This is a genomic window from Wolinella succinogenes DSM 1740, assembly GCF_000196135.1.
Taxonomy (GTDB): Bacteria; Campylobacterota; Campylobacteria; order Campylobacterales; family Helicobacteraceae; genus Wolinella; species Wolinella succinogenes.
The window spans coordinates 1841912-1857083 of sequence record NC_005090.1 but is presented as its reverse complement, the minus strand read 5'-3'; the positions used below and the strand labels follow the sequence as shown (position 1 = coordinate 1857083).

11 protein-coding genes are annotated in these 15172 nt (G+C 47.7%); 6 read left to right on the top strand and 5 right to left on the bottom strand.

Annotated elements, in window-relative coordinates:
- Positions 1-105: 105 nt before the first annotated feature.
- A complete protein-coding gene (locus tag WS_RS09200; protein WP_011138235.1) occupies positions 106-1296 on the bottom strand; it encodes an IS3-like element IS1302 family transposase in 1191 nt (396 codons plus the stop codon).
- Positions 1297-1346: 50 nt separating this feature from the next.
- Here WS_RS09200 and WS_RS09195 point away from each other — a divergent pair, with 50 nt between their 5' ends.
- A complete protein-coding gene (locus WS_RS09195; RefSeq protein WP_081454396.1) occupies positions 1347-1727 on the top strand; it encodes a methyl-accepting chemotaxis protein in 381 nt (126 codons plus the stop codon).
- A gap of 81 nt (positions 1728-1808) precedes the next feature.
- Here the strand turns inward: WS_RS09195 and WS_RS09190 are convergent, their stop codons facing one another.
- Positions 1809-3803 (bottom strand): histidine kinase dimerization/phosphoacceptor domain -containing protein, encoded by a 1995-nt coding sequence (locus tag WS_RS09190; protein WP_011139743.1) that lies wholly within the window; start codon positions 3801-3803, stop codon positions 1809-1811.
- Positions 3697-4395, bottom strand: a complete 699-nt coding sequence (locus WS_RS09185) for a response regulator (RefSeq protein WP_011139742.1) — start codon at positions 4393-4395, stop codon at positions 3697-3699. The genes WS_RS09190 and WS_RS09185 overlap by 107 nt, the downstream gene beginning before the upstream one ends.
- Before the next feature lie 87 nt (positions 4396-4482).
- Between WS_RS09185 and WS_RS09180 the strand changes: the two genes are divergently transcribed.
- Both WS_RS09180 and WS_RS09175 read left to right on the top strand, forming a co-directional pair.
- The gene (locus WS_RS09180) at positions 4483-6543 is read left to right on the top strand and encodes a TonB-dependent receptor domain-containing protein (RefSeq protein WP_011139741.1); all 2061 of its coding nucleotides are present in this window, start codon (positions 4483-4485) and stop codon (positions 6541-6543) included.
- Between the two features lie 162 nt (positions 6544-6705).
- Complete coding sequence (locus WS_RS09175) at positions 6706-7944, top strand: MFS transporter (protein ID WP_011139740.1); 1239 nt, start codon at positions 6706-6708, stop codon at positions 7942-7944.
- On the opposite strand, the gene WS_RS09170 is transcribed toward WS_RS09175, so the two are convergent.
- Positions 7941-9629 (bottom strand): HAMP domain-containing methyl-accepting chemotaxis protein, encoded by a 1689-nt coding sequence (locus WS_RS09170; RefSeq protein ID WP_011139739.1) that lies wholly within the window; start codon positions 9627-9629, stop codon positions 7941-7943. The genes WS_RS09175 and WS_RS09170 overlap by 4 nt on opposite strands.
- A 224-nt stretch (positions 9630-9853) precedes the next feature.
- Here WS_RS09170 and WS_RS09165 point away from each other — a divergent pair, with 224 nt between their 5' ends.
- From WS_RS09165 to WS_RS09155, 3 genes are read left to right on the top strand one after another with little or no spacing between them, the layout of a single operon-like run.
- Positions 9854-11947 carry an RNA degradosome polyphosphate kinase gene (locus WS_RS09165; RefSeq protein WP_011139738.1) on the top strand — a complete coding sequence of 698 codons (2094 nt, stop codon included), beginning with the start codon at positions 9854-9856 and terminating at the stop codon, positions 11945-11947.
- A gap of 1 nt (position 11948) precedes the next feature.
- On the top strand, positions 11949-12485 hold the full coding sequence (locus tag WS_RS09160) for a gamma carbonic anhydrase family protein (protein ID WP_011139737.1): 537 nt from the start codon (positions 11949-11951) through the stop codon (positions 12483-12485).
- A 5-nt stretch (positions 12486-12490) separates the two neighbouring features.
- Positions 12491-13102, top strand: coding sequence for a trimeric intracellular cation channel family protein (locus tag WS_RS09155; RefSeq protein WP_011139736.1), 612 nt, complete (start codon positions 12491-12493; stop codon positions 13100-13102).
- Here the strand turns inward: WS_RS09155 and WS_RS09150 are convergent, their stop codons facing one another.
- On the bottom strand, positions 13103-15103 hold the full coding sequence (locus WS_RS09150) for a cache domain-containing protein (protein ID WP_011139735.1): 2001 nt from the start codon (positions 15101-15103) through the stop codon (positions 13103-13105).
- Positions 15104-15172: the final 69 nt, after the last annotated feature.

Below are 15172 nucleotides of genomic sequence, written 5' to 3'. Positions count from 1 at the left end.
GGAGTAAACAGATCCAAGAATAAGAGCCAAAATTAACGGAATATACTGCCACCATTTGTCAAGACAACTTTTTGAGAATTCATCTTCCAGCCTCTAGCCTTTAATTTAAGCAACGTTTTTCAACCCTTCTAGATAAACATTCATGGGCTTTTGATAATTTAGTGCTGAATGAAATCTATTGTGATTGTAAAAATTGATATATCTTGAAACCTTAAATCTGAGATCTGAAATAGAGCTATACTCATTGATATAGATTTCATCATATTTTAAAGTCCTAAAAAATCTCTCAATGGCAATATTATCAATGGATCTGCCTTTACCGTTCATAGAGATTTGAATGTTGTGTTTCTTGAGAAGTTCTGTATGTTCATGGCTGGTATATTGGCTACCTTGGTCGGAGTTGAATATTACAGGAATGTCATATTTTTCAATGGCTTCTTTTAAAACATCTGTTACAAGAGATGTATCCATAGTTGTTGATATTTTCCATGAGAGTATCGTTTTACTGTGCCAATCAATAATGGCGCACAAATACACGAAACCACCCTTGATTGGGATATAGGTAATATCTCCACTCCAAACCTGATTGGCTCTGTTAATTTCAAGCTCTCGTAGTAGATATGGATAGATTTTATGTTTATAGTTTTTAATGGATGTGTGTCGTTTCTTTTTTGGAAAGATTGCCTGTATCCCCATAGTGTTCATTAGCTTATTGACTTTATTTACACCAATTGAAAATCCATCTTCCAAAAGCTGCCTATGCATAAACCGATAGCCATAGGTTGAGGATATATCAGTATATATCTCATCTATCCTTTTCATGATTTTTAAATCATTGTCTGATATGGGTTTAGGTTCATAATAAAGGGTTGAGCGATTTAAATCTATTATTTCACATTGTCTTGCCATGGAGAGATTCTTTAGCTTGGGTGTGACAAGATCTTTTTTATTTGATAAGCCCAAGCTCTTTAGCTTTCCCACTGCCCAATCCCTCTCTATGGTTGTTTTTCCTAATTTCTTTGCTAGAGCATCATTCTCTGTTTTTAGCTCTTCTATCTCATCTTTATAGGCTTTAGTAGCCGAACCTACATCAAATACTAGTGATGCATTCTCTAAAAACTGCTTTTTCCAATCAATGAGACTTTTTGGTGTAATCTCATATTTACTGGCAATCTGTGCTACAGTCTCTTCGCCACCTAGTAATTCTAAGACAACTCTAGTTTTAAATTCTGCACTATAGCTTTTTCTTTTTCTACTCATTTTTTCCTCTCCTAAATCTTTAGAAAATTCTACCATTTAGGAAGATAAACCTTTCAATTTATTGTCTTGAATTTTAGTGGCAGTATATTGTCGCCGAAGAGGTTAGGATATTGGCCTCTCGTAGCGCTGAAGCAGCCAAAGAGACATCAGATCTTATTGAAAGTTCAGTAGCAAAGACTAGAAATGGTACAAAGATCGCTGAAAAAACGGCAGGCGCACTTGGTGAAATTCTTAACAATGCGGGAAAGGTGTCAGATCTGGTCAAAGAAATCGCTTCGGCTTCTCATGAACAGGCCGTTGGTTTTTCTCAAGTAAATCAAGAACTTGCTCAGATTGACCGTGTTACCCAACAAAATACAGTCAATGCCGAAGAGAGTGCGAGTGCGTCAGAAGTGCTGTCCACTCAAGCCATTCAGCTACAAAGTCTGCTTAATCGATTCAAGCTTAAGGGACAGACTAAGCATTAAGGTGAACAGTGTTGGCAGAAAAGTCACTTTTTGTTCTCCACTCTGAATTTCAAATCTAAGTTTTACAGGATAATACCCCCCCTAAAGAGGGAAATAAAAATCGACTCTGGCACCTCTTTGGGGTGGATTTGAACACTCCATGCGGCCTTGGAGTTGATTCTTGGCGATTCCTTGCATGAGTTGCATTCCAAGCGTCTCCTCGCGGCCCAAAAAGAACGCCTTGGGGAATCCCACTCCATCATCTTCGATCCTCAAATGGCACTCTTTTGAGCGAGGGTTGAACAGGATCAAGATCTCGCCCCCTCTCTTTTTGAAGGCGTGTTTGAGAGAGTTGGTGAGGGCTTCATTGACGAGCAGGCCGCAGGCTAGAGCCTGACTCACATCCAGCTCTAGAGGCTCGATACGAAGTGCGATTCTGATTCCAAGGCGCTCAGTCTCATGGAGCTCGCCGATTCGATGGACAATCTCTTGGATGTACTCTTTCATCTCGATTCGCTTGAGGTTTTTGGATTGGTAAAGCTTGCGATGGAGGAGCTCGATGGTGTAGATTCTCTCTTCTAGCTCAACAAGAAGCGTTTTCGATTCTTCGCTCGTTGCCTTAGGGGTTTTGAGCGCGATAAGCGCGATAATCACCGCAAGGTTATTTTTGACGCGATGGTGCACCTCTTTAAGAAGCGCCTCCTTCTCTTCTAGAAGCGATTCTAGGGCTTGGGTACGCTCCAAGACTTTGGAATCAAGCGTTTGAATATCCTGCTCAAGGGTTTCAATCATCGAATCGAGCGTCTCTCCTAGCACTCCAATCTCATCTTCCCCGCGAATATGGCTTCTGGCACTCAAATCGCCGCTTTTAACTGTTTTGGCGGTTTGAGAGAGGAGGGTGAGCCTTTGGGTGAATCGGCGAAAAAGAAGAATCCCCAAGAAGAGCGAACCAAGAAGGGCAGCGAGGATGGCTGGAAGAAGCTTGAGGAGCACGGAGCCAAGCGAATCGTAAATCTCCTCTTCATAAAGCGTCACGGCGAGGATGAGTGGATAGGCAGGGGTTTCAAATTTTCTTGCCCATGTGATGGCGGGATGGATGAGATTTCCCCGATCATCCTCTTTGTCGAGCCAATGGCGGAGGGGCTCTTGGGTGGTGCTGGCGCGCAGATAGTCTGCTGCTTTGAGGTCGCCTGTGAGTGGCTGATCGGTGGGCGAGGTCTCGCTCACGCAACAGACGCGATTGTAGAGGGAGGCCTCGCTCTCTAAAGAGGTGCGAAGCGTGGCGTTGTGATCGCAGGTTCTCTCGCTGCCATCGACCCACATCATGTAGGCGAATCCAGGATTTCCCTCTTTGATGGATTGAAAGCTCTCTTTGAGGATAACGCCAATTTCGCTCTCAAAAGCGCGCCTCTCTGAGATGAAGTCTTGGCTTTGACAATGAACCCCGACTCGATAGCCCGTCGTGCCAAGAGGCTTGAATAGGAGCGTCTCTTTGTCGCTGGTGGGGCAGGCGCCTTGGGGTCGGGGGTGGAGATAGGAGTGCCACTCCCCTTGGGGGAGTGCTGTGAGTGAAGAGAGGAGAGGAGAGGCACTTGGAAGAGGCTTGGTGGAGTGAAGAATTTGATTCTCTTTGATAAGAAGGGCGCGGCAGGCCTCCCCTTGAAACTCTTGATCTAGTGTTGCGATCCACTGCTCAAGCGAAGCGCTGGGGTGGGAGAGGGCATGAAGGTGGAGGTTTTGGAGGTGATTTTGAAGGCGTAAATCGTTATTGGTTTTTTGGGAGGAGCTATGAAATTGATTGACCTTGATGGCTAGGCGCACTTGGTGTTCCATCTTGGAGAGGAGACGCTCGATCGTGTGAGTCTCTGTTTTGAATTGCTCCTCTTTCATTTTGGGGGCGAGAATTCCCACCACCAAAAGGAGCAAAACGAGGCAGATTCCTAGAAGTGCTAAAGTGAATTTGACCCCAAGAGGCAGAGAAGGGGGGCGCTTAAACATGGAGTCGATAACCTGCTTCAAAAACATTTTCGATGAGGGCGGGATGGAGCTTTTGGCGCAGACGATAGACGAGATTCCTGAGTCTTGTGGGATCGGCATGCGATTCTCCCCAAATGAGATCAAGCAAAACCTCAAAGCTCACAGTATGCCCAGGACGCTCGCTCAGAATCTCAAAAAAGCGAATCTCATTTCCTGTGAGCTTGATCGCCTTTCCTTCCCAAAGGAGTTGAGCCCCTAGAGAATCAAAGGCATAGCCAAATCCTAGCGCAGTCGGTGCCTTGGTGGATTCTTTGGAGTGTTGCAGGAGGCGGCAGTGTTTATTCCAAGCGGCTTGAAGCGTGGCTTTGAGCTCCCCCTCTCTAAAGGGTTTGATTAGATAGCCGTAAGGTTCGCACGCCATCGCCTCTTTGAGCGTCTTGTCATCGCAATAAGAGGTCAAAAAGATGATGGGGATGCGATACCTCTCCCAGATGAGTGCGCCTGCTTGAGTGCCTTGGAGATTGCCTTGGAGGTGAATATCCATGAGAATCAAGTCGGGAGAGTGCTCTTTGGCGTGAAGAATCGCCTCCTCTCCTTTGGCTTTGATTCCGCTGATAGAGAATCCAAAGCGTTGAAGAGAGAGCTTGAGTTGGAGGGCTAGGATCGTCTCATCTTCAACGACTAAAACCTTAAGGGGGTGCTCGGATGTCAAAAAAATCCTTATTTGAGATTTGGGTGAGATTTCTTACAATTATGATAACGAATATCATTTTAAAACGAAATGAAAGGATTGGGAAAAATGATCAGATCAAACAGTGGCTCTATGAGAAATAAACTAGCACGTTCGCTCGTGCTAGCCTCTCTTTTGGCGGGGAATCTTCTTGCTTCCGAGGGGGCAGGGTATTCACTGGATAGGGTAGAGATGTGGGGGACGGCGATTAATAGCTCCTCGGTCTCTTTGGGGGAGAATCAGATTGAAGTGAAGCAAGCAGGCCACTTGAGTGATCTTTTGAGGGACATTCCTGGGGTGGATGTGGCGGGCACTCACTCGCTCAATCAAAATATCAACATTCGGGGGCTTAGTGGAGATGCGTTAGATGTACGACTTGATGGTGCCCCGCAAGACATTCACCTCTTTCACCATTTTGGTGATTTAAGAATTAATGCGGATATTCTCAAAGAGGCAAACATCCAAGTGGGGAACAATTCGATTGTGAACAATGGCCTAGGAGGAGGGGTGCGCTTCAAGACAATGGGCGCGAACGACCTTTTGAGGGCGGGGCAGAGCGCGGGCGCTCGCGTGAGCACCACTTACGCCAGCAACTCCTCTAAATCCGCCTCTTTGGCAGGCTATGGTCGATTCAATGAGATGTTTGACTTTTTGCTCTATGGCAACTATATCAACCAAGAGACTCCTAAAGATGGCAAAGGCAACAAGCTTGCCACCAACGAGGGAGATGTGGACAATATTTTGGTGAAGTTTGGAGCGAATCTCACGGATAGCCAGCGACTTGAGCTCACCTATGATCGATTTCATGATGAGGGTGATTATGCCGCTAGGCCTAATTTCAGCCAAGGCTGGGCGACGGGCTCCAATAGAGATTCTATCTTTCCTACGGAGTATAACCGAGAAGGGGTGACGCTCTCCCATGAGCTTGATTTGGGCAAAGCCTTGGTGCTAGAGACGACATTGTATCACTCTAAAAATGAGATCTCTCGATGGGAAGGAAACTCTAATGGGGTGACTTGGATGGCCGCTAGACGCGATGCAGATATTGAGGGGGAGGGGCTCAATAAAGGGGTGACCCTTTTGGCTAAATCGACCCTAGAGACAGGCGCATTCACCCACGGGCTCACCTATGGGGTTGAGTATCAAAAGCAGGAGGCAGAGCAGGCGACCAAGCCTAGACCCTCTTCAACCACTGCGACCTATCAATACTCCAAAGAGAAGCGACTCTTAAAGACTTTCTATCTTGAAGATCGAATCGAGTATGGGCGATTTGCTTTGATTCCTGGGGCGCGCTACAATGATTATGAGCGCACACTCCAAAGCAAACCGACTCAAAGCTGGACTGAGTGGACTTATGCACTAGCTGGAGAGGTGAAGGCGACCGAGAATCTCACGCTCAAAGCGAGCTACACGGAGCTTTTTAGAGGACCTCAGCTAAGTGAGATATTCTCCACGGTGATTCATAGCTCGACCTACAATCCAGATCTCAAAGCCCAAACGGGTAACAACCAAGAGGTTGGGTTTGTCTATCGCACCAAGGCGATCTCAGGAATCGATGAGCTGGTGCTGAATGGAAACCTTTTTAAAACCACGATTGACAACTATATCGATGACTATTTTAGCAACAATCAAAACCTCGGCGAGCTCACCATCAAAGGCTTTGAAGTGAGTGCAAATGCTCGTCTGGGAGATTTTGACACGGGCGTCTCCTACGCTCGTTCACGCTCCAAGATTGATGATCTAAGCACCTATGCCATTTCGCAAGGAATCACGGGGGGATCGGCTATCGGAAAAGATGTGGGTGATAGCATCGGATTGAGACTCGGATATTCTTGGGCGCCCTACAATTTGCGTTTTGGCTGGGAATCGACCTTTGTCAAAGAGGTTGAGGCCTTCAACCCCTACCTCAAAGTGAACTTTGATAAAAAATCCTACAATGTCCACGATGTGAGTGTTCAGTGGAAGCCCAAAGGGGCGTATGATGGCCTCACGGCGATCTTGGGAATTTACAATCTCTTTGATGAGTATTACGCCTCTCACGCCTCCGTCAATGGCAAGGTTCAATCGGCGGATGGCACGGATTATGAGCCAGGCCGAAATGTGAAGTTCACTCTCTCTTATATGTTCTAATCTTCCGCTCTCCTCTGCTTTGGCTAGGAGGCGGGGGAGATTCTCCTTTTGTGTGGCGAGGCGTAGACTCTCTTAAAGAATCTTTGACTATCATGAGGGCGTAAAACTCCCTGATAAAGGAGCGATGATGCCTATCGCCAAGTGGGGCGTGAGGAGCAGAAGATGAAGCGCCTCTTTACGCTCTCCTCGCTATTCTTCTCTATCTTCTTTCTTTTTGTCGGCAATAGTCTACTCATCAGCTCCGCAGGCGTGATGCTTGAATCTCAAGGCGTAGATAAGATCACCATTGGGGTGGTCAATGCGGGATTTTTTTTCGGTGCGATTTTAAGCGCCATCGCTGCGCACAAAGTCATCTCTAGAGTCGGGCACATTCGAAGCTTCAGCGTTTTTGGCTCAAGCCTCCTTCTAGGCGTGTTGCTTCACACCTTTATCCCTTGGGTGGAGGCGTGGATCGCACTACGGGTGATGGTTGGATTCTCCTATTATGGGCTTTTGATGGTGGTGGAGAGCTGGCTCAATGAGAAGAGCGATTCTTCGATTCGATCTAGAATCTTAGCCTTTTACACCGCGCTCTTTTATGTGGCCTTTTGTTTTGGATTGTTGATTTTGGGGATGGAAAAGGAGCATGAGAAGCTCTTTATTATCAGTGCGATTCTCCTAAGCCTCTCCCTCATTCCTGTCTCGCTCACTAAGATCAAAGAGCCACTCCTCCCTCCGCCTTCTAGACTCTCTCTGCCTCACCTCTTCGACATTGCTCCCTTGGCCCTGGTGGGGAGTCTTGTGGCGGGCGTTTTGGTGGGGGGATTTTTCACGATGGCACCTGTGTTTATCTTGGAACGAGGCATGGAGGTCAAAGAGGTCTCCACTTTCATGGGGATTGCCATGGCGGGCGGATTTTTGGTGCAGATTCCAATGGGGAAATTCTCCGATTCCTATGGACGAAAAAGAGCGATCATGCTCGCCTCTGCGCTCGCCTTTTTCTCCTCGCTTCTCGCCTTTTTCTTTTATGAGAGAATCGAAGTGCTCTATGGATCGGCTTTTGTCCTTGGGTGTGGGATATTCACCCTCTATTCATTGAGCTTGGCGCGTGCGAACGATCGAATCTCAGATCGCTCCAATGTGGTCGAGGTGAGTCGAAGTCTGCTCTTTAGCTATGGGGTGGGGTCGATGGCGGCTCCCCTGCTCTTAGGCGGTGCTATGGAGTGGGCTGGAAGTAGCGGTTTTATCGGAGTTTATCTCTTCTTTTCTCTCGCTCTTTGGCTCTATGCGAGCACCAGAGAGATCGTGCCCAAAGAGCAAAGAAGTGTTTATGTGAGTGTTCCAGGCAGCGCGGGAGATCGCCTGCCTGAGCTTGATCCAAGAAAAGAGGGGGAGAATCCTAAGGAGTGGGACGCTCCTTAAAACCTCTTCCCTCTCACCTCCTTCACAATTCCCTCAGCCATGCTTGCCACCATACTAGCAATCCCATCCGTCTTATCCGCTACTCCTGCATTTTGTTGGGTTACAGTGTCAAGTTGGGCAATAGCCTCATTGATCTGAGTGATTCCTTGAGCTTGCTCTTTAATACTCTCTCCCATCTCATTAATCGATTGAACTAGAACATTGGTATTAGCCTCTATCTCTCCTAAAGACTTCTGAGTCCTCTCGGCTAGCTTTCTCACTTCATCGGCAACGACTGCAAATCCTCTTCCATGCTCTCCCGCTCTTGCAGCTTCAATGGCAGCATTTAAAGCCAGTAGGTTGGTTTGATCGGCAATGTCTCTAATGATTCCAATCACCCCTTTAATCTCTTCAGACTGTTTGATCACCTCAGAGGTTCTATCATTGACGCTATGCATAGAGCTGCTCATCTCTTCAATAGCGGCGGCACTCTCTTCTAGGCTGGCGGCTTGTTCATTAGTGCCTTGGCTTAGAGTCTGCATGGAATCATTGAGGAGTCGGCTCTGCTCCTCTAGGCGTTCTCCTGCTTGGAGAGAATCTCTTAGGCTTTGAACAATAGCATTTCTTAGAGTGTTGATGTCATTGACAAGGATCTCAAATACTCCTCCTTTCTCAATTCCTTCTAGTCGGAGCTCTTCCCGATAATCGTATTTGGCATACTGCTCCAGAACCACATTCATATTGGTAAAGTGAGCTTTAGTGGCTTTGATCATTTCGTTGACACTATTTTTGAACTCTTCTAGGGAGGGGTTGGTGGTTTTCTTTTCAATGTATTGACTATACCAGCCATGCTGGACTCGCCTAGCTACCCCTTTAGCCTCTTCAATCAGCTCGCTATCACTGCGAATCTCTTTTTCGATTCTCTCTACATTCTCATTGATCGCTCCTGCCATCTTTCCAAACTCATCACTAGAGTTCAAAGTGATCTTCTTGGCTTCTCTAGATTCTCTTGAGAGGAAGGCAAAGAAAGAGTCAAGTCCCTCCTCTATAGAGGTGAGGGAGGAGGTGATGTTGCGGATGATGAGGAATCCGATCAAAAGTCCAAGAATAGAACAGACAGAGACAAGAGCGATGAGGAGTTTTGTTTCCAATGCAGCGACTTGATCGTTTTCGGCGGAGATGGTTTCGGCCAATTTAACATTGAATTCCATAAACTTATTGAGGAGATCTCCGCACTTGCGCCCTTGAACAGCCACCTGTGAAGCAAAAGTCTTTGCCTCTTCAGTTTTGCCTGCCTCTAGGAGCTCAAAACGCTTAAGACTGAGGCTCTTGTAGGTCTCAAACTCACGCACAATCTCTTCAAAAAGCGCTTTGTCTTCGGGGGTGGAGATGGCTTTGGCGTATGCTTTTTTAAATTCCTCATAATCCTTGGCAAACCAGTTGCTTACATGACTCTTGAGTTTGTCGTAGGTGATCGCTCCGGAGACATAGCGATAGAAGTAGCCCCTCACCTCCTCTAGACTCCCGTTGAGCTTACCAATGTAGCCCAAAGGAACAGTGGCTTGCGCGTATAGCCTTGTGTTGTTGTCATTGATGGTGTTGGCGGCTCTGATTCCCAAGATTCCTGTGAGGAGGATTCCTAGAAGAAGCAGAAGAAGCAGAAGGCCGAGTTTGGCCTTGGTGGAGAGATTGGCGATGATACCCATGGGCTATCCTTTTTGGCGTGGTGGAAATATAAACAAAACATAAATAAAACTGATATACAAAAAACATTATACAATGATTCTTGATTTTTGAAGAAAATCACTCAATATTATCAAGAAAGCCATATTTAAGATAATAGGAGTGATTCGTAGCTTAATTGGCATGGTTTTGTTGCCCTCTTTTGGATACAATTAGGGATAGATAATTCACTTCACAAGGGCAGAGCATGAACCTAAATGATCCAAAACTCTACTTCAATCGAGAGCTCTCTTGGTTGCAGTTCAATACTCGTGTGCTCAAAGAGGCGCATAACAAGAAAAATCCCTTGCTGGAGCGCCTGAAGTTCATCGCGATTTATGGCACCAACTTAGATGAGTTTTATATGATTCGTGTGGCGGGACTCAAACGCCTCTATACCGCGGGGATTAGCGAGAGTGGTGCGGATCGCCTCACCCCTTTGCAGCAGCTCACCTCTATTCGTGACTCGCTCCATGAGGAGAAAAAAGAGCTTGAGGCGCTTTTTTTTGAAGTCAAAGGCGAGCTAGAAAAAGAAGGACTCTTTATCAAAGAGTTTATAGAATTGGATAATGAAAAAAAACAGGAGCTAAAAGACTATTTTGATTCCTACCTCTATCCTATCATTATCCCTATCGCGGTGGACGCGACTCACCCCTTCCCTCACCTCAATAATCTTAGCTTCGCGATCGTGGTGAAGCTCCAAAGTAGTGAGAATCCCCAAGAGATTAAATTTGGCATGGTGAGGATTCCTCGAATGTTGCCACGATTTGTTGAGATGAGCGACAACACCTATGTTCCTATTGAGACGGTGGTGGGAGAGTTCATCGGAGAGGTCTTCTCAGGCTATGAGGCGCTCGAGTATGCCCCCTTTAGGGTGACACGAAATGCCGATATGGAAATTGAAGAGGAGGAGGCGGATGACTTCATGGAGCTCATGGAGGAGGGATTGAAGCTTCGTAAAAAAGGGGAGATCGTCCGCCTTGAAGTGGGCAGAGGCTCGGATGAAGAGCTTTTTGGATTCCTCAATCTCCACCTCAAGGTTCAGCCTGAAGATATCTATGAGTACGCGATCCCGCTCAACCTTAATGCCCTGTGGCAGATCGTGGGCAACAAAAACTTTGCCCCTCTCACCTATCCTCTCTACAATCCCCGTACGCTTCCTCCTTTGGATAAAAATGTGAATATTTTTTCGGTGCTTGATCAGCACGATGTGGCGATGTTTCACCCCTATGAGAGCTTTGATCCCGTGGTCACTTTCATCCAAAACGCCGCTAAAGACCCCGATGTCTATTCGATTCGCATGACGCTCTATCGCGTGGGCAAAAACTCTCCCATCGTCAAGGCGCTCATGGAGGCGGCGGAGAATAACAAGCAGGTGACTGCGCTTGTGGAGCTCAAGGCGCGCTTTGATGAGGAGAACAACCTCCACTGGGCAAAAGCCTTGGAGTCAGCGGGTGCTCATGTCATCTATGGAGTTCCAGGGCTCAAGGTGCATGCCAAAATCGCACTCGTGATTAAAAAGGTGGGCAAGGAGCTAAGAGAGTATGTTCACCTCTCTACGGGCAACTATAACCCCGCCACCGCTAAAATCTACACCGACATTAGCTTCATGAGCTCCAAGCGCGAATTCACGCAAGATGCGACCAAATTTTTCCATAATCTCTCAGGCTTCTCCCATCGTTCGCGCCTTGACACTATCTTTGTCGCGCCTTTGCAGATCAAGCCCAAGATTCTTGCCCTCATTGAGAACGAGACCAAGAGGGGCGCAGAGGGGCGAATCATCCTTAAGGCTAACTCTGTTGTGGATACTGATGTGATCAAAGCACTCTACAAAGCCTCTCAAGCGGGCGTGAAGATCGATATGATCGTGCGGGGAATCTGCTGCCTTAGGCCTAAAGTGGAGGGGGTGAGCGAGAATATCCGTGTCATCTCCATTGTGGGGCGCTATTTGGAGCACGCGAGAATCTACTATTTCAAAAACAGCACTCCAAGCGTCTATTTCTCAAGCGCGGATTTGATGCCAAGGAATCTAGAGCGTCGCGTGGAGCTTATGACCCCTGTCTTTGATGAGGGAATTGCTGAGAAGTTTTTGGGGATCCTCAAACTCCAGCTCGAAGATAATGTCCAATCCTACGAGCTCAAAGAGGATGGAAGCTACGAGAGAATCGTGGGTGAGGGCAAGAATGTGAGTAGTCAAAAAATCTTTGAAGAGTATGTAAGCACGCTCTATGCCTCACTCAAGAAGGACGAAGAGGATATCAAAGCCAAGCGCTTGGCCAAGCGAATGTTCAAGGAGAGCTAGGATGGTGATTCCTCTTCTTGGTGTGATTCCTCAAATCGATCCTAGCGTCCTTGTGTGCGAGGGGAGCTACATCATTGGCGATGTGGTGATTGGCGAGGAGAGCTCGGTCTGGTTTGGGGCGGTGATCCGTGGAGATGTGCACTTTATTCGCATCGGCTGCCGCACCAGCATCCAAGAGGGGAGCGTGCTTCATGTGGAGCACTACAATTTGCCCGATCGAAGCGATGGACACCCTCTTTTGATCGGGGATGAGGTGACGGTGGGGCACAAGGTGATTCTGCATGGATGCACCATTGCTAATCGTTGCCTCATTGGCATGGGAGCGATTGTGATGGATGGCGTGGAGATTGGCGAGGATAGCATCGTAGGGGCAGGAGCGCTCGTGACCAAAGGGAAGCGATTTCCTCCTAGGAGCCTTATCCTTGGCTCGCCTGCAAAGCGGGTGAGGGAGCTAAGTGATGCCGAGGTGGAGGAGATCAAAGCAAGTGCTTTGCGCTATGTAGAGTATCAGAATCGTTACCCAAGAGTGGAGGCGTAGAGGCTTTGGACTACTTTTGGATTTTTGATGTGATTGGGTTGATCGCCTTTGCCATTAGCGGATTCCTCGCGGGGGTGAGGCGCAACTTGGATGTGCTTGGAGTGATGATCGCTGGATTTGCCACGGCTATTGGCGGAGGAATCGTTCGCGATGCCATCTCGGGAAGAATCCCGTTTGTTTTCCAAGAGTATTACCCGGTGATCACGATTTTGGTGGCGCTTGCCTTTTCGATTCTTTTTCGACTGCACAAGCGTGACCAAATCGAACGCCGAATCATCTTTATCGTGATGGATGCCATCGGTCTAGTCGCCTTCTCCATTGCAGGTGCAATGGTGGGAATCGACTATGGTTTTAACTTTTTTGGAATCATATTGCTCTCTTTTATCACGGCAGTGGGGGGTGGAATCATCCGCGATGTGATGGTGAATGAGATCCCTTTTGTGCTGGTGAGTGAATTTTATGGAACGGTGGCGATTCTTTGTGCGGTGCTTTTAGCTTTGGCGAAGATGTGGCTGGGAAGTTTGCCCCTTTGGGCTATTCTTTTAGTGGCTGGAGCGGGGTTGGCGCTCAGACTCCTTGGCTACTTTCGGGGATGGCAACTACCCAAGATCGGGTAGTTACACTTCGATAAACATCAGGCAAAGGACGGGGCAGTTATAGCCATCGCTCACTTTGAACTCTCTATAACCTACAGAGGTTTGGACGCCTAGCATATAGCGCTTCTCTTGAAAAGTGATCACCTCATCGATGGCTTCATTGCCTCGAATCTCTAGGAATCTTGAATCAATCTCTAGGATCTCGCCCACTTTGAGCTTTTCATTCGTGGAGGCGATAATCTTGCCATTTCGTTCCACTAGAAGGCCAAAGAGCTCGCCCTGACTGGAGAGCACTTCAGAGCGCTTAGGAAGGGCTTCATGGAGCATAGTGGAGAGCTGGGATTCTGCATCAAAGACGATTCCAATCCCTCCTAGGAAGCTTTTGTTCTCATCAGGCGAGAGGATGGGCGCGTAGAAGATGTAGGTGGGCTTGTGGCGATAAAAAGGGGTGGGTTCAAACGCGGAGACATAATATTTTTGGGTGTCTCGGATGGACCTTACTCGAGAGAAATCCTCTGAAGAGATGGGCTCATCGATGAATTTCATCTCCTCTTTATTGGAGAGGGCGACAATTTTTCCCATCGCATCGAAGAGGAAAAGGTTGTGATACATGGGGTAGAGAGCGTTGATTTTATGGAGAATTCCCATCAAAATCTCCCGAACACTGTTCTCTTGGCTCTTGTGCATATTGGTGATGAAGCGATGAGTGAGCGCCCACCAGCGGCAATCATTGGCTCGCTCATAGAGGTTGCGATCCATGAGATCAATCGCCACTCTGGCATAGAAACTCACCCCTTTGAGAGCCGAAGCGAGGATACTCTTCTGCAATCCGCGAATGGAATCGACGCAGACATGGTTGATCTCTTCGCTGAGGAGACGGATGTTATTGAGAATCGGGTTGAGTGCGTAGGAGTGGCTCTTGGAGGCAATGATCTCTCCATTGATCACCACATCCCCCAGGTCTTCGTTGATGTTTTCTGCCTCGGCAATCACGCGCCTTAGCTCATTGGTCATGAGAGAGGATTCTTCAAGAAGTTCAGGGGGGATCTTGCCTAGCTCAAGACGCTTGGAATCAAACGCACTTCGGAGGGGGAGGAGCAAGGCGGTGCTCCAGTGGGGGCCTGTGTAGCCAAAATAGCCTTGGGTTTGGGCTTTGGCCACGAGGTAGGTGCGCTTGTTGGTCTGGGCAAAGTGGTGATCGCCTATTTTTTGGATGGAGAGAGTGGAGCCAAGAGGGAACTCTTTAGGGTTACCTGAGGCGATGAGGCGATTCTTGGCGTCAAGAAGCATGATGAGACTTCCTGGGGTGGAATCGCTGAAGCGCTTGAAGATTCGCTCCATCTCATCTTCAAATTTGAAGACCAGAGCGACCACGCCCACGCGCTCATTCTCGCCGATTCTCTGCACAGGGGCGAGATAGAGGAGGGAAGGAGTGGGCTTGTTGATGAAGTCAGCCGTGCCAAAGACCTCTAGGTACTCACCCTGAAGAGAGAGGGCTTGGGCGATCATGGGCTCAGAGGTTTGGGTCGCGGGATTGGAGGAGTTGAGTCGTGCAAGGATACGCCCCTCTCTGTCAAAGAGGATCATATCCTCATAGACAGAGTATTTGCGCGTGTACTCGTGCATTCTTGTCTCAATAGCTTCTTTGGTGAGGGCATCAGATTGATGAGTGATAAAATTATTCATCATTTCGCTTTTGGCCAAAAAGGCGATATCAGCGGTTCGTTCAAAGAGGTTGCGGTTGAGCACATCGATGTTGGACTGAGCGTTGAGCTCAGCCTCAGAGAGGATAGTGAGGAAGTTTTGCTCGATGAGTGTGTCGATGAGTCGCTCTTGGAGCTGGGAGAATTTCTGCTGGGTCTCCTCCATGTAAGCGAAGAGATTCTCTGCAATATCAAGGGAGCTGATTTTGCCCGTGAGGGTGGTTTTGTTCAGCAGGGTATTGAGCGATTCAAAGCGGGACTTGTATTGGGAGACTTCAGGCATATAATCGTTTAAAAGAGAGAGGGTTTGGTTTTGCATGGTTGCCGCTCCAAGCTTGGTTTTTCAGACCTTATTGTAGCGGAATCAAGAGAAAATGGACAAGCCCCC

Excerpts from the sequence above, each read along its gene's own strand:
- WS_RS09200 (WP_011138235.1), bottom strand. The coding sequence starts at position 1,296 with ATGGTAGAATTTTCTAAAGATTTAGGAGAGGAAAAAATGAGTAGAAAA.
- WS_RS09190 (WP_011139743.1), bottom strand. The coding sequence starts at position 3,803 with ATGCCGATCCCACAAGACTCAGGAATCTCGTCTATCGTCTGCGCCAAA.
- WS_RS09180 (WP_011139741.1), top strand. The coding sequence starts at position 4,483 with ATGATCAGATCAAACAGTGGCTCTATGAGAAATAAACTAGCACGTTCG.
- WS_RS09175 (WP_011139740.1), top strand. The coding sequence starts at position 6,706 with ATGAAGCGCCTCTTTACGCTCTCCTCGCTATTCTTCTCTATCTTCTTT.
- WS_RS09170 (WP_011139739.1), bottom strand. The coding sequence starts at position 9,629 with ATGGGTATCATCGCCAATCTCTCCACCAAGGCCAAACTCGGCCTTCTG.
- WS_RS09165 (WP_011139738.1), top strand. The coding sequence starts at position 9,854 with ATGAACCTAAATGATCCAAAACTCTACTTCAATCGAGAGCTCTCTTGG.
- WS_RS09160 (WP_011139737.1), top strand. The coding sequence starts at position 11,949 with ATGGTGATTCCTCTTCTTGGTGTGATTCCTCAAATCGATCCTAGCGTC.
- WS_RS09150 (WP_011139735.1), bottom strand. The coding sequence starts at position 15,103 with ATGCAAAACCAAACCCTCTCTCTTTTAAACGATTATATGCCTGAAGTC.